The 21,899-nt window shown below is 75.1% G+C and carries 25 protein-coding genes; 14 read left to right on the forward strand and 11 right to left on the reverse strand.

Translation table 11 applies throughout. The annotated features are described in order from the left end of the window. The first annotated feature begins 47 nt into the window (after nt 1-47). The 3 genes from ACI78S_RS03845 to ACI78S_RS03855 are packed head-to-tail and all read left to right on the forward strand — an operon-like array spanning nt 48 to nt 3,033. Nucleotides 48-1,118: a FecCD family ABC transporter permease gene (locus ACI78S_RS03845; RefSeq protein WP_456970883.1), complete on the forward strand. Its 1,071-nt coding sequence runs from the start codon at nt 48-50 to the stop codon at nt 1,116-1,118. Next, nucleotides 1,115-2,203 (forward strand): FecCD family ABC transporter permease, encoded by a 1,089-nt coding sequence (locus ACI78S_RS03850; RefSeq protein ID WP_456970884.1) that lies wholly within the window; start codon nt 1,115-1,117, stop codon nt 2,201-2,203. Before ACI78S_RS03845 ends, ACI78S_RS03850 begins: the two co-directional genes overlap by 4 nt. Further along, on the forward strand, nt 2,200-3,033 hold the full coding sequence (locus ACI78S_RS03855) for an ABC transporter ATP-binding protein (RefSeq protein ID WP_456970885.1): 834 nt from the start codon (nt 2,200-2,202) through the stop codon (nt 3,031-3,033). The genes ACI78S_RS03850 and ACI78S_RS03855 overlap by 4 nt, the downstream gene beginning before the upstream one ends. A 6-nt stretch (nt 3,034-3,039) precedes the next feature. Here the strand turns inward: ACI78S_RS03855 and ACI78S_RS03860 are convergent, their stop codons facing one another. The 3 genes from ACI78S_RS03860 to ACI78S_RS03870 form a co-directional block, all read right to left on the reverse strand. Continuing rightward, on the reverse strand, nt 3,040-3,984 hold the full coding sequence (locus tag ACI78S_RS03860; protein WP_456970886.1) for a siderophore-interacting protein: 945 nt from the start codon (nt 3,982-3,984) through the stop codon (nt 3,040-3,042). 330 nt (nt 3,985-4,314) lie between these two features. Then, on the reverse strand, nt 4,315-5,274 hold the full coding sequence (locus ACI78S_RS03865; protein ID WP_456970888.1) for an EamA family transporter: 960 nt from the start codon (nt 5,272-5,274) through the stop codon (nt 4,315-4,317). Between the two features lie 43 nt (nt 5,275-5,317). After that, complete coding sequence (locus ACI78S_RS03870; protein ID WP_456970889.1) at nt 5,318-5,767, reverse strand: anti-sigma factor antagonist; 450 nt, start codon at nt 5,765-5,767, stop codon at nt 5,318-5,320. A 143-nt stretch (nt 5,768-5,910) separates the two neighbouring features. Here ACI78S_RS03870 and ACI78S_RS03875 point away from each other — a divergent pair, with 143 nt between their 5' ends. From ACI78S_RS03875 to ACI78S_RS03910, 8 genes are all read left to right on the forward strand, one after another. Then, nucleotides 5,911-6,480 (forward strand): DUF5655 domain-containing protein, encoded by a 570-nt coding sequence (locus ACI78S_RS03875; RefSeq protein ID WP_456970890.1) that lies wholly within the window; start codon nt 5,911-5,913, stop codon nt 6,478-6,480. Next, a complete protein-coding gene (locus ACI78S_RS03880; protein WP_456970891.1) occupies nt 6,480-6,878 on the forward strand; it encodes a hypothetical protein in 399 nt (132 codons plus the stop codon). Before ACI78S_RS03875 ends, ACI78S_RS03880 begins: the two co-directional genes overlap by 1 nt. A 22-nt stretch (nt 6,879-6,900) precedes the next feature. After that, entirely contained in the window at nt 6,901-7,680 is a 780-nt protein-coding gene (locus ACI78S_RS03885) for a thioesterase family protein (protein ID WP_456970892.1), read from the forward strand. Nucleotides 7,681-7,738: 58 nt separating this feature from the next. Beyond that, nucleotides 7,739-8,644, forward strand: coding sequence for a mechanosensitive ion channel family protein (locus ACI78S_RS03890; protein WP_456970893.1), 906 nt, complete (start codon nt 7,739-7,741; stop codon nt 8,642-8,644). Continuing rightward, nucleotides 8,641-9,135, forward strand: coding sequence for a hypothetical protein (locus tag ACI78S_RS03895; protein WP_456970894.1), 495 nt, complete (start codon nt 8,641-8,643; stop codon nt 9,133-9,135). The genes ACI78S_RS03890 and ACI78S_RS03895 overlap by 4 nt, the downstream gene beginning before the upstream one ends. Nucleotides 9,136-9,217: 82 nt before the next feature. Beyond that, nucleotides 9,218-10,162 carry an ABC transporter substrate-binding protein gene (locus ACI78S_RS03900; RefSeq protein WP_456970895.1) on the forward strand — a complete coding sequence of 315 codons (945 nt, stop codon included), beginning with the start codon at nt 9,218-9,220 and terminating at the stop codon, nt 10,160-10,162. 22 nt (nt 10,163-10,184) lie between these two features. Next, a complete protein-coding gene (locus ACI78S_RS03905; RefSeq protein ID WP_456970896.1) occupies nt 10,185-11,138 on the forward strand; it encodes an amino acid ABC transporter permease in 954 nt (317 codons plus the stop codon). Further along, entirely contained in the window at nt 11,135-11,899 is a 765-nt protein-coding gene (locus tag ACI78S_RS03910) for an amino acid ABC transporter ATP-binding protein (protein WP_456970897.1), read from the forward strand. Before ACI78S_RS03905 ends, ACI78S_RS03910 begins: the two co-directional genes overlap by 4 nt. 32 nt (nt 11,900-11,931) lie before the next feature. On the opposite strand, the gene ACI78S_RS03915 is transcribed toward ACI78S_RS03910, so the two are convergent. Next, nucleotides 11,932-12,525, reverse strand: coding sequence for a gamma carbonic anhydrase family protein (locus tag ACI78S_RS03915; RefSeq protein ID WP_456970899.1), 594 nt, complete (start codon nt 12,523-12,525; stop codon nt 11,932-11,934). 60 nt (nt 12,526-12,585) lie between these two features. Between ACI78S_RS03915 and ACI78S_RS03920 the strand changes: the two genes are divergently transcribed. After that, entirely contained in the window at nt 12,586-13,620 is a 1,035-nt protein-coding gene (locus ACI78S_RS03920; protein WP_456970900.1) for a uroporphyrinogen decarboxylase family protein, read from the forward strand. 60 nt (nt 13,621-13,680) lie between these two features. On the opposite strand, the gene ACI78S_RS03925 is transcribed toward ACI78S_RS03920, so the two are convergent. Both ACI78S_RS03925 and ACI78S_RS03930 read right to left on the reverse strand, forming a co-directional pair. Continuing rightward, nucleotides 13,681-14,571, reverse strand: a complete 891-nt coding sequence (locus tag ACI78S_RS03925) for an NAD(P)H-hydrate dehydratase (protein ID WP_456970901.1) — start codon at nt 14,569-14,571, stop codon at nt 13,681-13,683. Further along, complete coding sequence (locus tag ACI78S_RS03930) at nt 14,552-15,277, reverse strand: histidine phosphatase family protein (protein WP_456970902.1); 726 nt, start codon at nt 15,275-15,277, stop codon at nt 14,552-14,554. The genes ACI78S_RS03925 and ACI78S_RS03930 overlap by 20 nt, the downstream gene beginning before the upstream one ends. 62 nt (nt 15,278-15,339) lie before the next feature. Between ACI78S_RS03930 and ACI78S_RS03935 the strand changes: the two genes are divergently transcribed. Further along, the gene (locus tag ACI78S_RS03935) at nt 15,340-15,918 is read left to right on the forward strand and encodes a YdeI/OmpD-associated family protein (protein WP_456970903.1); all 579 of its coding nucleotides are present in this window, start codon (nt 15,340-15,342) and stop codon (nt 15,916-15,918) included. Nucleotides 15,919-16,050: 132 nt separating this feature from the next. Then, a complete protein-coding gene (locus ACI78S_RS03940; protein ID WP_456970904.1) occupies nt 16,051-16,437 on the forward strand; it encodes a hypothetical protein in 387 nt (128 codons plus the stop codon). A gap of 107 nt (nt 16,438-16,544) precedes the next feature. On the opposite strand, the gene ACI78S_RS03945 is transcribed toward ACI78S_RS03940, so the two are convergent. The 5 genes from ACI78S_RS03945 to ACI78S_RS03965 form a co-directional block, all read right to left on the reverse strand. Then, nucleotides 16,545-17,540 carry a C40 family peptidase gene (locus tag ACI78S_RS03945; RefSeq protein WP_456970905.1) on the reverse strand — a complete coding sequence of 332 codons (996 nt, stop codon included), beginning with the start codon at nt 17,538-17,540 and terminating at the stop codon, nt 16,545-16,547. Between the two features lie 205 nt (nt 17,541-17,745). Continuing rightward, nucleotides 17,746-18,237 (reverse strand): hypothetical protein, encoded by a 492-nt coding sequence (locus ACI78S_RS03950; protein WP_456970906.1) that lies wholly within the window; start codon nt 18,235-18,237, stop codon nt 17,746-17,748. Between the two features lie 75 nt (nt 18,238-18,312). Continuing rightward, the gene (locus ACI78S_RS03955; RefSeq protein ID WP_456970907.1) at nt 18,313-18,615 is read right to left on the reverse strand and encodes a hypothetical protein; all 303 of its coding nucleotides are present in this window, start codon (nt 18,613-18,615) and stop codon (nt 18,313-18,315) included. A 241-nt stretch (nt 18,616-18,856) separates the two neighbouring features. Continuing rightward, nucleotides 18,857-20,254, reverse strand: coding sequence for a metallopeptidase TldD-related protein (locus ACI78S_RS03960; RefSeq protein ID WP_456970908.1), 1,398 nt, complete (start codon nt 20,252-20,254; stop codon nt 18,857-18,859). Beyond that, nucleotides 20,251-21,762, reverse strand: coding sequence for a TldD/PmbA family protein (locus ACI78S_RS03965; RefSeq protein ID WP_456970909.1), 1,512 nt, complete (start codon nt 21,760-21,762; stop codon nt 20,251-20,253). The genes ACI78S_RS03960 and ACI78S_RS03965 overlap by 4 nt, the downstream gene beginning before the upstream one ends. Nucleotides 21,763-21,899: the final 137 nt, after the last annotated feature.

The following is a 21,899-nucleotide window of genomic DNA, read 5'->3' on the forward strand; positions in this document are numbered from 1 at the left end:
GTAAGGTAAGCCTTGCCAATCCCTGCCCTCGCCCCCCGGAGCCGCTCGTGACCGCCGAGGCCCTCCCCGGCTCCGCCGAGCGGACGGCGCCGCCCGGGCCCGGCACGGCGCCGCGGGCCGGCACGTCGCGGCGGCTGGGCCTGCTGCTGGTCCTCGCCGCCCTCGTGGTGGTCGCGGGACTGCTCAGCATCGCCGTCGGCACGCGCGCGATCGGGCTGCCCGAGGTCTGGCGGGCGCTCACCGACTCGTCCTGGGGCGGCGAGGAGGCGGTCATCGTCCGCGAGCTGCGGCTGCCCCGCACGCTGCTGGGCCTCATGGTGGGCGCGGCGCTGGGCATGGCCGGCGCGCTCATGCAGGGGCACACCCGCAACCCGCTCGGCGACCCGGGCCTGCTCGGCATCACCGCCGGGGCCTCCCTCGCCGTGGTCCTGGCCATCTTCCTGGTCGGCATCCGCACGCCGGCCGGCTACGTCTGGTTCGCCTTCGCCGGCGCCCTCCTGGGCACGGTGCTGGTCTTCGCGATCGGCTCCGTCGGCCGCGGCGGCCTGACGCCGGTCACCCTGGCGCTGGCCGGGGCGGCGCTGTCGGCGCTGCTGTTCGCGCTCATCCGCGCGGTCCTGGTCAGCGACGAGCAGACGCTGGACAGCTACCGGTTCTGGGTGGTCGGCGCGCTGGCCGGCCGCGGCGCCGACATCGCCTGGCAGGTGGCCCCGTTCCTGCTGGCCGGGCTGGTGCTCGCCGTGGCGAACGCGCCCGCCCTCAACCTGCTGGGCCTGGGCGAGGACGTCGCCCGCGGGCTGGGGCAGCGCATCTGGCTGGCCCGCGCCGTCGGGCTGCTGGCGGTCACCCTGCTCTGCGGCGCGGCGACGGCGGCCTGCGGGCCGATCGCGTTCGTCGGGCTGATCACCCCGCACGTCACCCGCGCCTTCACCGGCCCCGACCACCGGTGGCTGGTGCCCTGCTCCGGGTTGCTCGGGGCCGTGCTGCTGGTGCTGGCCGACGTCCTCGGCCGGGTGGTGGTCCGCCCCGCCGAGCTGCAGGTGGGCATCGTGCTCGCGCTGGTGGGCGCGCCCTTCTTCATCGCCCTCATCCGCCGCCGGAAGATGGTCTCGGTGTGACCGGGCTGCTGGAGCGCCCCGCGCGGCGCGTGCGCCCGCCGGGCGTGGTGCGGGTCGGCCCCGTGTCGGCCGTCGTCCGCTGGCGGGCGGTCGCCGTCCCGCTGGTCACCCTGGCGCTGCTGGTCCTGCTGGCGGCGCTGAGCCTGGGCCGCGGCGACTACCCGGTCCCGGTGACCGACGTGCTGCGCACCCTGGTCGGCCTCGGCGACGACGGCCAGCGGTTCATCGTCGTCGAGCTGCGCGCGCCGCGGATCGTCGTGGGCGTGCTGGTCGGGCTGGCCCTCGGCATGTCCGGCGCCCTGTTCCAGACGTTCTCCCGCAACGCGCTGGCCTCCCCCGACGTCCTCGGCATCACGCACGGCGCCTCGCTGGGCGCGGTCGCCGCGATCGTGATCGGCGGCGGCGCCTCCACGGCCGGGTCGGTCCTCGGCGCGGTGGGCGTCCCCGTCGCCGCGCTGGTCGGCGCCTTCGTCGCCGGCGCGCTGCTGTTCGCGCTCGCCTGGCGGGCGGGCATCAACGGCTACCGCCTGGTGCTGGTCGGCATCGCGCTGTGGGCGGCGTTCGGGGCGCTGATCGACTGGCTGCTCACCGAGGCCGAGATCTGGGACGCCGCGGCCGCCTACGTGTGGCTCACCGGGTCGCTCAACGCGCGCACCTGGGAGCAGGCGGCCGCCCTGGCCGTGAGCCTGGCGGTGCTCGTGCCGCTGGCGCTCATGACGAGCCGGGCGCTCGGCGTCCTCCAGTTCGGCGACGACGCAGCCCGCGGGCTCGGCGTGCGGGTGACCGGGGCGCAGGCCGCGGTCGTGCTGGTGGCGATCGGGCTGACCGCCGCCGCGGTGGCCGCCGCCGGGCCGATCGCGTTCGTCGCCCTCGTCGTGCCGCAGATCGCCGTCCGGCTCACCGGCGGCCCGCGGCCCCCGCTGCTGGCCTCCGGGCTGCTCGGCGCCGTCCTCGTCGTCGGCGCCGACCTGATCGCCCGCACCGTGCTGCCGACGGCGCTGCCCGTCGGCATCCTCACCGCCGCGATCGGCGCTCCGTACCTGCTCTGGCTCCTGGTCCGCGGAAGGCGGCGAACCACGCTGTGACGACGACCCTCCCCTCCTCCTCCACCGGCACGGCCGCGGCCGGCCGCGTCCGGCTGGCCGCCGAGGGCCTGCGGCTGGCCTACGACGCCAAGGTCGTCGTCGACGGGCTGGACCTCGAGCTGACCGAGGGGTCGTTCACGGCGATCGTCGGGCCCAACGGCTGCGGCAAGTCCACGCTGCTGCGCGCGCTGGGCCGGCTGATGCGCCCGGCGGCCGGCCGGACGCTGCTCGACGGCCGGTCGATCTTCGAGCAGCCCACCCGCGAGGTGGCCAAGGTGCTCGGCCTGCTGCCGCAGAGCCCCACCGCCCCCGAGGGGCTCACCGTGGCCGACCTGGTGGCCCGCGGCCGCTACCCGCACCAGAGCTGGCTGCGGCAGTGGTCGCGCGACGACGAGTCGGCGGTCAGCGAGGCGCTCGCCTGGACCGACATGGCCGACCTCGCCGACCGCCCGGTCGACGCGCTCTCCGGCGGGCAGCGGCAGCGGGCCTGGATCTCGATGGCGCTGGCCCAGGGCACCGACCTGCTGCTGCTCGACGAGCCGACGACGTACCTGGACCTGTCGCACCAGATCGACGTCCTGGAGCTCGTCGCCCGGCTGCACGCCGAGCGGGGGCGCACGGTGGTCGTGGTCCTGCACGACCTGAACCTGGCGGCGCGCTACGCCGGCCGGCTGGTCGCCATGAAGGACGGTCGCCTCGTCGCGTCCGGGACCCCGGCGGAGGTGCTCACCGAGCGCCTGCTGGCCGACGTGTTCGACCTCGAGGCGCGGGTGGTGCCCGACCCGGTGACCGGGACGCCGATGGTGGTGCCGGTCCGCCGGCTGCGCTGAGGCCGCTCAGCCCAGCGCGGCCGCGCCCAGCCGCCAGTAGCCCATGAAGGCCACCGAGCCCCGCGGCACGCCCAGCTCGGACACCAGCCGCCGCCGCATCCGCTTCACCACCCCCGCCTCGCCGGCCAGCCACGCGTAGCAGGTGGACGCCGGGTCGGCGTCGGGCACCTCCCACAGCGTCGCCTCGTCGACGTCGGGCAGGTCGGCCTCGGCGTCGGCCCGGTGGGCGATGCCCAGCTCGGCGAGGGCGACGTCGAGCGCGGGGGCCAGCAGCGAGCCCACCGGGGCGTCGCCGCGCGGCAGCCAGCGGACGTCCGCGCCGGAGGCCCCGGCCAGGTCGAGCACGTCGCCGGCGGTGGGCACCTCCAGCAGCGCGACCACCCGGCGGCCCGCGGGCAGCCCGGCCAGGATCGCGGCGATCGCCGGGACGGCGGTCTCGTCGCCGGCCAGCACGAGGGTGCGGGCGCCGGCGGGCGGCGCCCACTCCGCGGCCCAGGCGCGGCCGGACCCGGGGCGGTCGGGACCGAGGACGACCAGCTCGTCACCGGGGACGGCCGCGGCCGCCCACGCCGCGGCCGGGCCGGGGTGCCCGTCGTCGAGCCCGTGCAGGACGACGTCGACGTCCAGCTCGGCCGGCTCCGGCCGGAACGCGCGGACGGTGTACGTGCGCAGGAACGGGCGGCGGGCGTCGGGCAGCGCGCAGTACTCGGCGTACCAGCCCGCGCCCGAGCCCATCAGCTCGTCGAAGGGCTGGCCGTCCCGCGGCAGGACGAACTTGATCCGCTGGTCGTCGCCGGCCGCGCCGAAGCCGGCCAGCTCCGGCCCGCCGAGCGTCAGCCGCACGAACGAGGGGGAGAGGCGCACCGAGCGCAGCACCCGGGTGCGGAAGAACCGGTACGCCGGGGCCACCTCGACCACCTCGGTGGCCGTGGCCACTGCTGCCTCGCTCATCCGCGCACTCCCCGGGCTGGATTCGGTCCGTCCAGAAGGTGAGGCTAACCTAACCCGCCGCACGCCGGGAAGAGCGTCCCGGCAGGATCGGAGTGACGTGATCCTCCACTCGCCGCGGTTCAGCATGACCCCCGAGGAGATGGCGGCCCAGCCGACCGCCGCGCTGCTGCCCGCCGTCCCGGCCGGCCAGCTCTACCCGTGGAAGCACATCGGGATGGACTACCAGGCGCAGGCGGCCTACATGGAGGAGCTGGCCGGCTACCTGGCGGAGCCCGGGTGGTCAGCTGAGTGGAGTGCCAGGGCGCGGATCCCGCGCCCGTGCCACTCCGGTCACGTGCCGACCGCGGACGGCGTCTCGGGCAGCACCGCCCGGGGCGCCGTCCGCGCCGTCTGGGCCAGCACGATCCCGCCCAGGACGACGACGCCGCCGAGCACCTGCCAGCCGGTGAGCACCTGCTCCACCCACAGCCACGCCACCACCGACGCGAACACCGGCTCGACGGTGGCGACCAGCCCGGCGGCGGTGGGGGACAGGTGGCGCAGCGCGGCGATGGACAGCCAGAACGGCACGATCGCCCCGAGGACGACGATCCACGCGACCAGCACCCACAGCGGCAGCTCGACGTCCCCCAGCGACACCGGCACCCGCTCGGCCAGCACCGCCGCGTCGAAGGTCCACCAGGGCCCGGCGACCGCCCAGAACAGCGCGGCGGCCACGAAGCTCCAGCAGGTGAGCGCGACCGGGTCGTGCCCGCCGGTCCCCCGCTCCCCCATCAGGTAGTAGGTGGCCAGGCACACCGCCGCCCCGAGCGCGGCCGCGATGCCGAGCGGCTCGAGCGAGCCCTCGCCCCGCCAGACCTCGGCGACCAGCACCAGGCCGGCCAGCGACAGCAGCAGCGCCACCCAGACCCGGCGGCGCACCGGCTCGCGGCGCACCAGGCGGACGTAGAGGGCGATGAGCACCGGCGCGGTCATCTCGAAGACCAGCGCGATGCCGACCGGCAGGTCGCGGATGGCCACGTAGTAGAGGAACTGCGTGAGCGCGACGCCGACGACGCCGAAGACGGCCAGGAACGGCAGCTCGCGCGGGCTCACCCGCAGCCGCGACGGCGCCACGAGCGCCAGGCCGACGAGCAGACCGAGCGCCGCGCCGGTGCAGCGCAGCGCCGTCAGCTCGGTCGGCCGCAGCCCCGCCTGCAGCGCCAGCGTCGACACCGTGCCGTTGACCGCGAAGACCGCGGCCGCGGCCAGCGTGAGGGCGTAGCCGATCGGCGGACGGGCGGTGGGCACGAGGGCACGGTAGGCCCCACGGGCCGCTGCGCCCCCTACCGGGTCAGAACAGGGCGAGCTCCTGCGTCGGCCCCGGCCCGGCCGGGCCGTCCCCCTCCGGGAAGACGCGGTGCAGGCCGGTCAGCTCGAACACCCGCCAGACCGAGCGCTGGGCGCCGCGCAGCCGGAGCTCGATGCCGCGCTGCTGGCACCACCGGCGCAGCTCCAGCAGCGCCGAGAGGCCGGCCGAGGCGATGCTGGTGACGCCGGCCAGGTCGAGCTCCAGCACGGCGCACCCGGCCAGCGAGCGGCCGGCGACGAAGGCCTCCAGGTGCGGCGCGGTGAGGGCGTCGATCTCGCCGGAGACCCGGACGACGATCAGCGCGCCGCCGGACTCGGCGTCCAGCTCGATCGGCGGCTGGTCGGGAACGGGGTGCGAGACCCACCACGGCCGGCGGTTGGCGGGCGCGCGGACCAGCCGGCGGGAGACGTCCCACTCGTGCGACAGGACCATGCTCGCTCCCCCCGGATCGCCGGTCCCCGTCCGGTCACGATACGTACCGTCAGGAACCGGCTACAAGGATCCGGCGCGAATTCGATCATGGATTGAGGGTCTCAACCGAGCGGCTCCGGAGCCGGTCGGGCTACCGTCGGTCCGTGCCGGGTGCCGACGACATGGTGCGCGCGGTCACCGACTCGAAGGCCGGGCGGACGGGGCGCGGCCTGGAGGACTGGGTGGCGCTCGTCGGCGGCTCGGGCATCGACCCGCTGGACCAGAACGCCGTCCGCCGGTGGCTGAAGGACGTGCACGGCGTCGAGCAGAACCGCCAGTGGGCGATCGCCGACGCCGCCGCCCGGGCCGCGGGGTGGGAGCGGCCGACCGTCGAGCAGTACGTGGACGGCCGGTACACCGGCGCGAGGGCCGGGCTGCGACCCGTCTTCGACGCCGTCCGCCGCGCCGCGGAGTCGCTCGGGGACGACGCCGTCGTGGAGGGGCGCGGCACCTGCACGCCGTTCGTGCGCCGCCGGCAGTTCGCCGCCGCCGCGCCGGCCACGGCCACCCGGCTGGACCTCGGCCTGCGCTACGTCGACCCGCCGGCCGGCGACCGGCTGCAGCCGGCGCGGGCGCCCGGGTCGGCCACCCACGGGGTCGCCCTCACCGCGGTGGAGGACGTCGACGACGAGGTGCGCGCCCTGCTGCGGGCGGCCTACGAGCAGAACGGCTGATGTCCTCTCCGCCCTGGGGACCGCCACCGCCCGGCCGGGCGCCGTGGTCGCGCCGGCGCCGGCGGCTGCTGCTGTGGCTGGCCGCCGGGGCGGCGCTCACCGGCGTCGGCGCGTTCACGCTGCCCGACGAGCTCGGCGTCGGCTCCGGGCTGGCCGCCGCCGTCTGCGGGCTGCTCCTGGTGGCCGCGACCGTGGTGTTCGTCGCGATCCCGGGGCCCGGGACCGCCGGGCAGCTGCTGCGCACCGCGCCGCTGGCCGGGGCGGTGACCGTGGTCGCCGTCCTGCTGGCGCTGTCCAACGCCGGCGAGTCGCTGCGCTGGCTGTGGATCCTCGCCGCCGTCGCCGCGGCCGGCTGGACGGCGTTCGCGGTGTGGGAGAACCGCAGGTCGGGCGGGTGAGCCGGCGCGGCAGACTGCGGGCATGGACCTGCCCGGCGCCCTGTACGTCCCGACCGGCGACGGCTTCACCGCCACCGCGCTGACCATCGGCCCCTGGGACCCGGGGCTGCAGCACGCCGGTCCGCCGGCCGCGCTGCTGCTGCGCGAGGCCGAGCGGGCCGGCGGCATCGCGGGCGGGCAGACCGTCCGGCTCACCTACGACATCTTCGCGCCGGTGCCGGTGGGACCGGTCCGCCTCCGCTCCTCCGTCGTCCGGCCCGGCCGGCGGATCGAGCTCGTCGAGGCCACCCTGGACGCCGGCGACCGGCCGCTGATGAGGCTGTCCGCCTGGCGGATGCGCGTGACCGAGGGCGGACCGGCGTCGGCGGCGCCGTCGGCCATCACCGGACCGGAGAGCAGCCGCGCCGAGACGGCGGGCTTCTTCACCACCGACGTCGCCTACCACCGGGCGCTGGACTGGCGCTTCGCCTCGGGCACGTTCAACGGCCCCGGGCCGGCCGCGGCGTGGACCCGCCCGGCCTGCGACCTGGTCGAGGGCGAGCCGATCACCCCGCTGCAGCACCTGCTGGTGATGACCGACGCCGCCAGCGGCATCTCCACCGAGCTGGACTGGCGGGAGCACACGTTCGCCAACGTCGACCTCTCGGTGGCGCTGCACCGGCCGCCGTCCGGCGAGTGGCTCGGCATGGACGCCCGGACGACGCTCGGCGGCACCGGTGCGGCGCAGTGCTTCGCCGACCTGTACGACACCCGCGGCCGGATCGGCCGCTCCTCGCAGTCGCTGTTCGTCGAGCGGCGCTGACGCCGGCCGGGACCCCGGCTGGCGAGGTGATCACGGTCCGGGGCAGGCTGGGGAGCCGATGGACGCTCTCGCGATCGCACCGCTCGACGACGTCCGCGACTGGGTGGCCGGCCGCGGGCTCGAGGTCGTGCTCATCGTCCTCGGCTCGGTCCTGCTGGCCCGCTTCGTCTCGTGGGTCGGCCGCCGGGTGACCGACCGGATCGACGCCCGGTCGACCGGGGGCGACGCGCTGGTCCGCTCCGAGGCCGCCAAGCACCGGCACTCGCTCACGCAGGTGCTGCAGTGGACGGCGATCGTGCTCATCTACGCGGTCGCGGTGTTCTTCGTGCTCGACCGCCTCGGGGTGCCGATCACCGGCCTCGTCGCGCCCGCCACCGTGCTCGGCGTCGGCCTGGGCTTCGGCGCGCAGCGGATCGTCGGCGACGTCCTCGCCGGCTTCTTCATCATCACCGAGCGGCAGTACGGGTTCGGCGACGTCGTGGCCATCGCCGTCACCGGGGCGGCGGAGGCGGCCACCGGCACCGTCGAGGACGTCACGCTGCGGATCACCCGCATGCGCTCGGTGAACGGCGAGGTCGTCACGATCCCCAACGGGCAGATCGTCAAGGTCGTCAACCTCTCCCGCGACTGGGCCCGCGCGGTCGTCGACGTCCCGGTGCCCACCTCCAGCGACGTCAGCCGGGTGAGCGAGATCCTGCGCGAGGTGGGCGAGGAAGCGTTCCGCGACCCGGCGCTGTCCAAGCTGCTGCTCGACCCGCCGAGCGTCATGGGCGTGGAGAGCCTCGACCTCGACCAGGTCAGCGTCCGCGTGGTCGCGCGCACGCTGCCCGGCAAGCAGTTCGAGGTCGGCCGCGACCTGCGCGCCCGGATCGTGCTGGCCTTCCGCCGGCAGGGCCTGAGCCTGCCGCCGCAGGCGGAGGACGGCTCGGTCGACGGTGCGGCGCCGACGCAGGTGCTCCGGTGACCACGCCGCGGGAGGAGCAGCCTCGCACCGAGGCGCCGGCCACGCCGACGATCAGCACCGCCCCGCCGCGCTCGCGCTGGCGTTTCGGCAACGTGCCGTCGCACCTGGGGCCGGCGCGCACCTCCACGGTGGTGCTGGCCCTGCTCTGGATCGCGGTCTTCGCGCTCTGGCTGTCGGTTCGGCCGGACCCGGCCACGGGGACCAGCACCACCGGCGGCACCGGCACGGTCACCACGACGGTCCCGCCCGCGACCACCGCGCCCGCGGCGCCGACGACGACCTCCGAGGCGCCGGCGGACGAGCCGACGCCCACGGAGGACCCGACGACGACGACGACCGCGCCCACCACCGCGACGACGCCGACCGGGGAGGGCGGGGTGGAGGAGACGGCCCCCGCGACGACCACCGGGACGACGCCGACCACCGGGTCCGACCCGTCCCCGACCACCGCCCCGGAGGCCCCGCCGGCCACCCCGACGACCACCGGTTGAGCGAATGTCGCGGCCCCTGGGCGCGCATCCGGGCACGTCGGGTGGAAGATCGTCGCGTCGAACGACAGAAGGAGAACCCGCGGTGAACTTCCGCTCCCCGTCCCGCCGGCCCGCCGCTGCGGCCGCCGCGCTCGCCACCGTCCTGGCCGTCGCCGGCTGCGGTGGCGACGATTCCTCCGAGTCCACCTCCACCGGCGGGGGCGGCGGCACCGCCAGCGCGCCGACCGCGGAGCTGCCCGCCGTCGAGGCCGACGACGCGCTGGCCGCGCTGGTCCCCCCGGAGGTCGCCGAGGACGGCGTCATCTCCGTGGGCACCGACAGCACCTACGCCCCGAGCGAGTTCCTCGCCGAGGACGGCGAGACGATCATCGGCTTCGACATCGACCTGTTCACCCTGGTCGCGCAGAAGCTGGGGCTGGAGGCGGAGTTCGAGACCGCGGCCTTCGACTCGATCATCGCCGGCGTGGGCTCGGGCCGGTACGAGGTGGGCGTCTCCTCGTTCACCATCAACCCCGAGCGCCTCGGCGAGGCGAACATGATCAGCTACTACCAGGCCGGCACCCAGTGGGCCACGCGCGCAGGCAACCCCGACGACGTCGACCCCGACAACGCCTGCGGGCTGTCGATCGCCGTGCAGCGGGGCACCGTGCAGGTCGACGACCTGACCGCCCGGTCCGAGGCGTGCGAGGCCAACGGCGACGAGCCGATCACCATCGAGCAGTTCGACGCGCAGAGCGACGCCACCGCCGCCATCGCGTCGGGCCGCGTGGCCGCCGGCCTGGCCGACTCCCCCGTCATGGCGTACGCGGTGCAGCAGACCGACGGCCAGCTCGAGCTGCTCGGCGACATCTACGACGCCGCGCCGTACGGCTACGTCGTCCCGCTGGCGCAGACCCAGTTCGCCGACGCGATCCGCGGCGCCGTCGCCGCGCTGATCGAGGAGGGCGCCTACGAGGAGGTCCTCGGCACCTGGGGCGTCGAGGACGGCGCCATCGAGAACCCGGAGGTCAACCCGGCCGTCGGCTGACGTTCTGAGGTCTACTCACCCCATGTCGCAGACGACGACGCGACCGGCACCGCCCGAACCGATCAAGGCGGTGCCGGTCCGTCATCCCGGCCGGTGGGTCGCCACCGCCGTCATCGCGGTGCTGGTCGCGATGTTCGTCCACATGCTGGCCACCAACCCGGTGTTCCGGTGGGACTTCATGTTCGACAACATGTTCAGCCCGCCGGTCCTCCGCGGGGCGCGGACGGCGCTGATCATGACGGTCGCGGCCATGGTGATCGGCATCCTGCTGGGGATCGTGCTGGCCGTCATGCGGCTCTCGCCGAACCCGGTGCTCTCGGGGGCCTCGTGGGTGTTCGTGTGGTTCTTCCGCGCGATCCCGCGCTACGTGCTGCTGTTCTTCATCGCCAACCTCGGTGCGCTGTACGCGTCCTACGACCTGGGCTTCCCCTTCGACCAGCAGCTGATGGACCTGCTCGGCTTCGAGGCCGACTGGCGGTTCCTGTCGCTCGACGGCAACGAGATCTTCGCCGGCTTCACCGCCGGCCTGCTCGGGCTGGCGCTGTCGGAGGGCGCCTACATGGCCGAGATCGTCCGGGCCGGCATCCAGTCGGTGGACCCGGGCCAGGCCGAGGCGGCCGGCGCCCTGGGGATGAGCCGCGCCACGACGATGCGCCGGATCGTGCTGCCGCAGGCGATGCGGGTGATCATCCCGCCGACCGGCAACGAGACGATCGCGATGCTCAAGGACACCTCGCTGCTCATCGCGGTGCCGGTGACCACCGAGCTGAACTTCCAGCTGCGCGCCATCGGCAGCCGGACGTTCCAGATCATCCCGATGGCCGTGGCCTCGATCCTCTGGTACCTGGCGCTGACCAGCCTGCTGATGGTCGGGCAGTACTTCCTGGAGAAGCGGTTCAGCCGCGGCTTCGGGGGCCGCGAGACCCGGGCGCAGCGCGCGGCGCGCCAGGCGCGCGAGGTGGGGAGCACGCATTGACCAGCCCCATGGTGAAGGCCGAGACGGTGCACAAGTCGTTCGGCGCCGTCGAGGTGCTCAAGGGCATCGACCTGGAGGTCGCCCCGAGCGAGGTCATGTGCATCATCGGGCCCTCGGGCTCGGGCAAGTCGACCTTCCTGCGCTGCATCAACCACCTCGAGAAGATCGACGCCGGCCGGCTGTGGGTCAACGGCCACCTGGTCGGCTACCGCGAGCACGGCGGCCGGCTGCACGAGCTGCGCGACCGCGAGGTCGCCGCTCAGCGCCGCGACATCGGCATGGTGTTCCAGCGCTTCAACCTCTTCCCGCACATGACCGCGCTGGAGAACGTCGTCGAGGCGCCGGTGCGGGTCAAGAAGGTCGCCAGGGAGGCGGCCCGGCAGCGCGGCACGGAGCTGCTCGAGCGGGTGGGCCTCGGCCGGCAGGTGCACAGCTACCCCAGCCAGCTCTCCGGCGGCCAGCAGCAGCGGGTGGCGATCGCCCGGGCCCTGGCCATGGAGCCGTCGCTGATGCTCTTCGACGAGCCGACCTCGGCGCTCGACCCCGAGCTGGTCGGCGAGGTGCTCGACGTCATGCGGGGGCTGGCCGCCGACGGCATGACGATGGTCGTGGTCACCCACGAGATGGGCTTCGCCCGCGAGGTCGGCGACACCCTCGTCTTCATGGACGACGGCGTCGTCGTCGAGGCCGGCGACCCCCTGCAGGTGCTCACCGATCCGCAGCAGCCGCGCACCCGGGAGTTCCTCTCCAAGGTGCTCTGAGCCGAGGTGCTCTGAGCGGGTCCCGCGTCGGCTCAGGGGCTGTCGTCCCCGGGGCCGTCGTCGCCGGCCACCAGGCCCGCGGGCGGCAGCTTCTGGCGGACGACCGGGCGCACGCGGCGGGCGGTGTCCAGCCGGTCGGTGTAGCTGGCGGCGTTGCCGCGGATGTGCAGCTGGTCGTCGTCGGTGGCCTCGCGGAGCACCTTCGCCGGGACGCCGCCGACCACCGACCGGGGCGGCACCTGCGTGCCGGGGGTGACGACGGCGCCGGCGGCCACGATCGAGCCGCTGCCGATGCGGGCGCCGTTCATGACCACGCTGCCCATGCCGACGAGGACGTCGTCCTCCACCTGCGCGCCGTGCAGGATGACCCCGTGGCCGACGGTCACGCCGCGGCCGATCACCAGCGGGAAGCCGGGGTCGGAGTGCAGCATGCAGCCGTCCTGGACGTTCGAGCCCTCGCCGATCTCGATGATCTCGTGGTCGGCCCGGGCGACCGCGCCGTACCAGATGCTCGCCCGCGGCCCCATGGTCACCGCGCCGACGACCACGGCCGTCGGGGCCACGAACGCCTCGTCGTCGATCTTCGGCGCGCCGAAGTCGAGCTCCGCGATGTAGTTCTCCGCCATCTGCCCACCGTGGCAGAGGCGGCCCCCCGGCGCGAGGGGATGGCGCGGCAGGATGGGCCCATGCCGAGACCGCTGCCGAAGCTGCCCACGTCGATCGTCGGGAGCCTGCCGCAACCGGACTGGCTGATCGACCGCGACCGGCTCGCCCACCAGTTCCCGCCCCGGGTGCGCGCCAAGGAGCTGTGGCGGATCCCGCCGGAGCTGCTCGAGGAGGCGCAGGACGACGCCACGCTGGCCGCCATCCGGTCGCAGGAGGAGGCGGGGCTCGACATCCTCACCGACGGCGAGATCCGCCGGGAGTCCTACTCCAACCACTTCGCCACCGCGCTCGAGGGCATCGACCTGGACCACCCCGGCTCCGTGCTCAACCGGTCGGGCAAGGAGATCCCGGTGCCCCGGGTGACCGGTGAGATCCGCCGGCCGGCCCCGATCCAGGTGCGCGACGTCGAGTTCCTGCGGGCGCACACCGACCGGACGATCAAGATCACCGTTCCGGGGCCGTTCACGATGGCGCAGCAGGCGCAGGACGACCACTACGGCGACGACCGCGCGCTGGCCCTGGCCTACGCCGACGTCGTCCGCGAGGAGATCGCCGACCTCTTCGCCGCCGGTGCCGACCTGGTGCAGATCGACGAGCCGTGGCTGCAGGCCCGCCCCGAGGTCGCCCGCAAGTACGGCGCCGAGGCGGTCACCCGCGCGCTCGAGGGCGCGCCCGGCCCGGTGCACCTGCACCTGTGCTTCGGCTACGCGGCGATGGTGTCCGAACGCCCCGAGGGCTACTCGTTCCTGCCCGAGCTGGCCGACACCCCGGCCGACGCGATCTCGGTGGAGACGGCGCAGTCGCACCTCGACCCGGCGACGCTGCGGCCGCTGCGGGGCAAGGGGATCGCGCTCGGCGTCCTCGACCTGTCCACCCCGGAGGTGGAGACGCCCGAGGTGATCGCCGACCGCGTGCGGCGGGCCCTGGACGACGTCGACGTCGACAAGCTGGTGCTCTCCAGCGACTGCGGGCTGAAGTACCTGCCGCGCGCGTCGGCGGCCGGCAAGATGCGCTCGCTGGCCCAGGCCGCCGAGATCCTCCGGGGGGAGGTCTGATCGGCGGCCCCGTCCGGGGGCCCGCCCCGAGCCTGCGAGGGTGAGGAGGACGGCGTCCTCCTAGATCGAGATCTCGTCGATCACCGCGGGCACCTGGCGCGGCAGCTCGCGGGCGAGGAAGCCCAGGCGGCCGATCGTGGCCGCCAGCCGCTCCCCCGCCCGGCCGTGCAGGTGCGAGCCCCAGACGGCGGCCTGCACCGGGTCGGCGCCGCGGGCGAGCAGCCCGGCGACGATGCCGGCGCGGACGTCGCCGGAGCCCGAGACGCCGAGCCCGGCGCCGCCGCTGTCGTCGCGCCACAGCTCGCCGTCGGGCGAGGCGACCCACGACGTCGCGCCGCCCAGACCGACGGCGGCGCGGGCGCGGGCGGCGAGCTCGAGGGTGGCGCCGGCCGGGTCGTCCTCGACCTGGCCCTCGTCGGCGTGCAGCGCGATGGCGAGCTCGGACGGGTTCGGGGTCAGCACCACGTTGGCGTGGAGGTGCTCGAGGCACGAGGCGTCGGCCGTGACGCTGGCCAGCCCGAGCGCGTCGAGGGCGACCGGCCCGCGCAGGTGCGGCAGCAGCCGGTCGCCGAAGCCCTGCGTCTCCTCGACGTCGGTCATGCCCGGGCCGATCAGGACGGCGTCGGCGGACTCGGCGAGCTCGCGGACCACGTCGGCCGCCTCGGCCCGGATCGCCCCGGCGTCGCTCTGCGGCAGCGCCCGCACCAGCGCCTCGGGCAGCGCGGTGGCCGCGTAGGGGGCGACCGACTCGGCGGTGGCCACCTGCAGCTTGCCGGCACCGGCGCGCAGCGCGGCCTCCGCGGCGAGCAGCACGGCGCCGAGGGTCTCGCTGCTGCCGCCGATCACCAGGATCGAGCCGCGGGAGTTCTTGCCGCCCGTCGGCTCGGGCAGCGACCACTCCCGCAGCAGCGGCGGGGTGATCGGCGTGGGGTCAGGCCTGCTCGGCGGCATGCGGCTCCTCGGTGACGTCCTCGTCCTGGGCGGCGAGGTGCTCGACGGTGTTGAACGCGACCAGGCGCAGCTCGCCGCCCGCGGCCTCGTACCGGGTGACGGAGGTGTTGGCGACCCGCTCGGCCCGGTCGATGTCCAGCACCTGCTGCTCGGTGAGGCCCTCCAGCACGTACCGGAACACCATGACCACGGCCTGGTGGGCGACCAGCAGCAGGCGCTCGCCGTCGTGCCGCAGCGCCTCGGTGGCGAGCAGGCTGCGCACCCGCAGGGCGACGTCGGCCCAGCTCTCGCCGCCCGGCGGCCGGTAGTAGAACTTGCCCAGCAGGTCGCGGCGGCGCGCCTCGTCCGGGTACTCCGCGCGGATCCCGGCGCCGGTCATCCCGTCGAACGCGCCCAGGTCGCGCTCGCGCAGCCGCTCGTCGGTGCGCAGCGGGAGGTCCAGGGGTGCGGCGACGAGCTCCGCCGTCGTCCGGGCCCGCTCGTAGGGCGAGCTGAGGACGGCGGTCGGCCGCTGCTCGGGCGGCAGTCCGGCCAGCCAGCGCCCGAGCGCGCGGGCCTGGTCGCGGCCGGTGCCGGACAGCGGGACGTCGGGATCGCGGACGTCGAGGTCGAGCCGGCCGCTGCCCTGCTCGTGGGCGTGCGCGTCGGCGAGGTTGCCCACGCTCTCGCCGTGCCGCACCAGCCAGACCGCGCTCGGCCCGGGCATCCGTCGCCTTCCCACCCGGTCGGCGGTAGCCCCCGACCCCGGTCGTGAAACAGGATGCCCCCGTGACCACCCCCTCCGACCTGCCGGTCCACCGGTTCGCCGACCAGGAGACCTTCGAGAAGTGGCTCGAGGCCGAGCACGAGCGCTCGCCGGGCGCCTACGTGGTGATCGCGAAGAAGGGCGCGCCCGAGCCGACGCTGACGCAGCAGGAGCTGGTCGAGTCGCTGCTGTGCTTCGGCTGGATCGACGGCCGCGCCAACCGGCTCGACGACCACCACTACACGATCCGCGTCACCCCGCGGCGGGCGAAGAGCCTGTGGTCGAAGAAGAACGTCGACTGGGTCGGGCGGCTGATCGAGGCCGGCCGGATGCGCCCGGCGGGCCTGGCCGCGGTGGAGGCCGCGCAGGCCGACGGCCGCTGGGACCGCGCCTACGCCGGCCCGGCCACCATCACCGTGCCCGACGACCTGGCGGCGGCGCTGGCGGCCGAGCCGCGGGCGGAGCAGTTCTTCGCCGGGCTGGACGGCGCCAACCGCTACGCCGTCCTCTGGCGGGTGCACACGGCGACGACGCCGGCGACCCGGGCGAAGCGGATCGCCGCCCTGGTGGAGATGCTGGCCGGGGGCCGCACGATCCACTGAGACCCGGGAGCCCGGTCGGTCGCGTTGCCGTCGCCGCCTGGTGGGACCCCTGGGACGGCCGGGTCGCCCCGCGCGGGCCCCGGCGGCGCGGGTGCTGGCGCCAGGGCGGGCGCGCCAGCGAACCTGCCCCGCATGAGCTGCCAGGTGCTGCGCTGCGGTCGTCCCGGTACCCCGTCGTCCGTCCCCGGTGGGACGGCGTCCTGGGCGCTGTGCGACGGGCACCGGGAGGCGATCGCCGGGGGAGCGCCGTGGTCGCGGCACGGCGGCGGTGTGCTGGTGGTCGGCGTCGACGCGCTCTACGACCTGCCGCGGGCGGTCAAGCGGCTGCAGGCCCGCGTGGCCGACAGCGTCCAGGTCGTCGACGGCCGCCGGCAGGGGCTGGTGCAGCTGGATCTCACGTACGGCTTCGAGGGCACCGCCGACCACGACCGGGACCTGTCGCTGGTGCTCCCGGCACACCTGGCGCGGGCGCTGGCGGAGGGCCTGGTCGACCTGGCCGACGACGCCGAAGCCGTCTGAGCCACGATCAGCCCACCTGGTCCCAGCGGTTCCTCCCCCACGTCCGGACGTGGGGGAGGAACTCGCACGATCAGGTCAGCTGATCGTGGCCGGCGGGGCGGACGGCGTCAGACGACGCGGCGGGCGCCGGCGTAGCCGCGCATGTCCACGCTGGTGACGGCGACCGGCTGGCCGTAGGTGCGGGCGTGCACCATCTTGCCGCCGCCGATGTAGAGACCCACGTGGCTCACCGGCGAGTAGAAGTAGACGAGGTCGCCGGGCTGCAGCTCCGAGCGGGAGACGGCGACCCCCAGTCGCGACTGCGCGGCGCTGGAGTGGGGCAGGCTGACACCCGCGGCGGCGTAGGCGTACATCGTCAGGCCGGAGCAGTCGAAGCCGTCCGGGCCCGCGGCGCCGTAGACGTAGGGCTTGCCCACCTGGGCCAGCGCGGCCCGGATCGCCGTCGCGACGACCTCGCTGGGGGCCGCCTCGACGACGCTGGCGGTGTCGGGGGCGGCGAGCGTCGGGCCGGCCAGGGTGGCGGTGACCCGTGCCTGCTCGGTGGCGGAGAGCCGGGCGAAGTCGGCCTGGTACTGCTCGACCTGCTGCTGCAGCTGCGCCTGCTGCTCCTGCAGCTGGGTCAGCGAGGCCTGCGCCTGCGCGGCGGCCTGGTCGGCGGCGGTCCGGGCCTCGTCGGCGGCCCGCTGGGCGGCGGCGGCGGCCTGGATCACCGACTCGACGTGGCTGGCGACCATGTCCAGCGTGGTCATCTGGGCCACCAGCTCGCTGGCCGACTCGCTGGTGAGGAAGGCGGCCAGGCTGGACTGCGCGCCGGTGTAGCCGCTCTGCGCGATGGCCCGCAGCTGGGGCTCGAAGGCGTCGACCGCGGCCTGCGCGGCGGCGGCCTGCGCGGCGGCGGCCTGGGCGGCCTGCTGCTGCGCGGCGACGGTGAGCCCGGCCTGGTGGACCTGCTCGTCCACCTCGGCGAGCCGGGCACCGGCCTGGGCCACCAGCTCGGCCGCCTCGGCCGCGCTGCCCGGCGCGGCGATCGCCGCGGGAGGGGTGAGCGTGCCGCCGAGGGAGGCGGTCAGCGTCACGGCGAGCACCAGGACCGCGCGCCTCACCCGGCGGGTCGTCGTCCTCGTGGGCTGCACCGTCGCCTCCGTCCCGTGACCGCGACCGCGTCCGGGGAAGGGACGGCGTCCTCTCGCGAGCCGATACGGACGGTAGGGAACCGGTGTCGACAAGTAGGGGAGGGCGCGCTGGTCAACCCTTGGGGCCGGTCCCGTGCGTCACAGCCGTCCCAGGAGCGTCCCCCCGCCCCGCACGTCACCAGGTCGGGCGGCTGCGGCCCGGGCGGAGGTGGCGCCGGTCGGGGGCGAGGGGGACCAGCCGGTCGGCCACGGCCCCGGTGACGAAGGAGTAGACGGCCTTGCCGGCCAGGTCGACCGCCTGGTCGCGGCCGGACCACGTCCAGGGCGGCGAGCCCACACCGGTGGCGTTCTCGAGGGTCTGGTCGGTGGCGAGCCGGACCGAGGTGTGCCAGGCGGAGGCGCGCCAGCCGCGCAGGCCCGAGGCGGCCCAGACGCCGCGGAGGGCGCCGACGGCGGCGCCGGTGCCCCAGTGCATGAGGTGGTTGCGCACCGGCGGGCGGGCGGTGCCGGGCAGCCGGCGGCGGGTGACCAGCGCGGTGAGGGTGCGCGCCGGCACGTAGGAGTCGGGCCGGTGGGTGGCGCGCTGCTCGACCTGCTCGGCGAGCGTCATGGCGGCTGTGCCGGCCAGCCCGGCCAGTGCGCCGCGGAGCGCGGCTCGTCCCAGCATGGGATGCCCCTACCCGGCGGGCGGGGAGGGTAAAGGCCCCCCTGCGCGGCGCACCGGGGGCAGGGGGGCCCGTCCTCAGCCGGCGAGGGGCTCCTGGGCGTCGAGGCGGGAGAGGGTCTCGAAGTCGCGCAGCACGCCGGAGAGCTCCTCCGCCGTCCACGGCTCGCAGCAGTCGCAGCCGCCGTCGGCGAAGCTGACCAGGCCGAGCGTGCCGCCGTCCTGGTCCTCGGCGATGGCGAGGTGCCCCGCCATCGGGTGGCGGTGGCAGGTGCAGGCCGCGGCGCACAGGCCCAGACCCCACCCCGAGATGACCACGGTGCGACCGTCGTCACGGATCTTGCCGATCTGGAAGACGGACGGCTTACGACTCCGGCTCATGGGAGCCTCCCCCCTCGACGGCCCGCGCCTCTCCAGGGCCGGGCGTGCAGCGTGCCTCTGCACCGCAGCGTCTCCATCGGCGCATCACACCGCGTGCTTGAGCGGGTGCGTTCAGTGCAGTGAGCGCAGCGTAACAACGCAAATACGCTCGATGGGAGTACTTCCGGCACTATCTGGGTAGTGCGGCGTGTTCGGAGATCACCCGTTGTCACATTCCGACAGCCGGGCGAGGCTCCGGCCGTCAGCTGGCGGGGCTGACGCTGCTCATGTTGAAGTCCGGCACCCGCAGCGGCGCCATCGCCGCCCGGGTGAACCAGTCGTTCCACTCCCGCGGCAGCGTCCGCTCGGTGCGGCCGGCCTGGGTGACGCGGGCCAGCAGGTCGATCGGCGACTCGTTGAACCGGAAGTTGTTCACCGCCCCGGTGACCTCGCCGCCCTCGACGAGGAAGACGCCGTCGCGGGTGAGGCCGGTGAGCAGGAGCGTCTGCGGGTCGACCTCTCGGATGTACCAGAGCGTGGTGAGCAGCAGCCCGCGCTCGGTGCCGGCCACCATGTCGTCGAGGGTGGCGGTCGCCGTCGGGTCCTCGAGGATCAGGTTGTCGACGGCGCCGACGGCCGGTGCCGTCGTCTTCAGCGCCCACGCCCGCGGCCGGATCAGGTTGGCCAGGACGCCGTCGCGGATCCAGTCGACCGCCGGGGTGGCCATGCCGTTGTCGAACACCGAGGCGGTGCTCGACGACGACGCCACCACCTGGAACGGCGCCGACTCCAGCCCGGGCGCGGCGGGGTCGCTGCGCAGGGTCAGCGGCAGCGCGGCCAGGCGCTCGCCGATCCGGTTGCCGCCGCCGGCCTTGGCGTAGACGTTGCGGCCCTCGTCGGCGTCGCGGGCCTGCATCGTCCAGTAGGCGTAGATGAACAGGTCGCTCACCGCCGACGGCGGCAGCAGCGTCTCGTAGCGGCCGGCCGGCAGCTCGACCCGGCGCCGCGACCAGGCGAGCTTCTGCTCGACCTGGGCGGCGAGGTCGGGCACCACCACGTCGGTGAAGTCGCGGGTGCCCGTGCCGGCCCACACCGAGCGGGCGAAGTCGCGGCTCTTGCCGTTGAGCTCGACCCGGCCCGTGGGCTGGTCGTGGCGCAGTCGCAGGCCGGTCGAGCTGCCGAGGTAGGTGGTGGACATCCGGTGCTCGGCGAAGCCGAACAGCAGCTCCTCGCGGCTCTTCGCCGCGCCGAACGCCTCGCCCAGCGCGGGGGCGAAGTCGGCGAACACCGCGATCGAGGTCTCCGCCGGGTCGGCGGCCCAGTCGCCCGAGCCGGGCGGGGCCGTGCCGTCGGGGCCGATCAGCGGGACGGCGTCCTCGGCCGGGCCGGCGTCGCGGGCCGCCTGCTCGCTGGCGGCGACCAGGGCGGCGACGTCCGGGTTACCGGTGCGCGCGACCGTGCCGGTGGCCATGCCCGCACCGCCGTCGACGAACGAGACGACGACGACCTGGCGGGAGCGCATCGAGCCGTTGGTGGTCAGGCTGTTGCTCGCCCACCGCAGGTTGGCCTCGGAGCTCTCGACGACGAAGGTGACCTGCCCGTCGGCGGTCGAGGCGGCCAGCGCCTTCTCCACGACCTCCTGCGGCGTCAGCGTCGTCATCGCCCGGCCTCCTGCACGGTGTTGAGGATGTTCACCTGGTCGAAGCGCGCCGAGGGGCAGCCGTGGCTGACCGGCGCGGTCTGCCCCGGCTGGGCCTTGCCGCAGTTCATGGCCCCGCCGAGCACGTAGGTCTGCGGGCCGCCGACGACCGACATCGCGCCCCAGAAGTCCGTCGTCGTCGCCTGGTAGGCGACGTCGCGCAGCTGACCGGCCAGCCGGCCGTTCTCGATCCGGTAGAAGCGCTGGCCGGTGAACTGGAAGTTGTAGCGCTGCATGTCGATCGACCAGCTCTTGTCGCCGACGACGAAGATGCCGCGGTCCACCCCGGCGATGATCTCCTCGGTCGAGGGGCCGCCCGGCGCCGGCTGCAGCGAGACGTTGGGCATGCGCTGCACGGGGGTGTGCGCGGGGCTGTCGGCGAAGGCGCAGCCGTTGGAGCGCGGCATCCCGCGCAGCCGGGCCATGTTCCGGTCGACCTGGTAGCCGACCAGGACGCCGTCCCTGATGATGTCCCACTGCTGGGCGGCGACGCCCTCGTCGTCCCAGCCGACGGTGGACAGGCCGTGCGGCGCGCTGCGGTCGCCGGTCACGTTCATCAGCGGCGAGCCGTACTGCAGCGTGCCGAGCTTGTCGACGGTGGCGAAGCTCGTGCCGGCGTAGGCGGCCTCGTAGCCGAGCGCCCGGTCGAGCTCGGTGGCGTGGCCGATCGACTCGTGGATGGTGAGGAACAGGTTCGACGGGTCGATGACCAGGTCGTAGCGGCCCGGCTCGACCGACGGCGCCTTGGTCTTCTCCATGAGCAGCTCGGGGATCTCGGCCAGCTCGCCGCGCCAGTCCCAGCCGCTGCCGGTGAGGTACTCCCAGCCGCGGCCGACCGGCGGGGCCAGGGTCCGCATGGTCTCGAACGCGCCGGTGGCCCGGTCGACGGTCAGCGCGGTGAACTCGGGGTGGATGCGCACCCGCTGCTGGCGGGTGCGGGTGCCGGCGGTGTCGGCGTAGTACTTCTGCTCCTTGACGTGCATGCAGGACGACTGCACGTGCTCCACGCCGTCGGCGGCGAGCAGCTGCTCGGACAGCTCGGTGAGCAGGCCGGTCTTGTCGGCGTCGGGGACCTCGAACGGGTCGACGGCGTAGTCGGACACCCACTGCCCGTCGGGGTGGACCGGCTCGGGGGCCAGCTCGACCGGGTCGGTGTTGATCGCCGCGGACACCTTGGCGACGGCGACGGCCTCCTCGGCCAGCCGCACCGCCTCGGCCGCGGTGAGCACGACGCCCGCGGCGAAGCCCCACGTCCCCTCGTGTACGACGCGGACGGCCAGGCCGAGGTCCTCGCCGTCGGTGAGCGACTCCAGCCGCGCGTCGCGCAGGCTGATGACCTGCGTGCGGATGCGCTCGACGCGGATGTCGGCGTGCTCGCACCCGAGGTCCACGGCACGGGTCAGCGCCGCGTCGGTGAGCGCGGACAGCGGCAGCGCCAGGAAGGATTCGTCGACTGTTCGCCCGGACACGCCCCCTTGTCTACCAGCCGCCTCCGGGGGAACGGGAAGAGATCGTGAGCACGGCTACCGATCTCCCGGCGAGATCTGCACCGTGGTCGTCCTCGGCAGCCGGTCGCGACGGGTGTGCAGATCCCGCCCGGGGGTAG

The organism is Geodermatophilus sp. SYSU D00815, assembly GCF_054050035.1.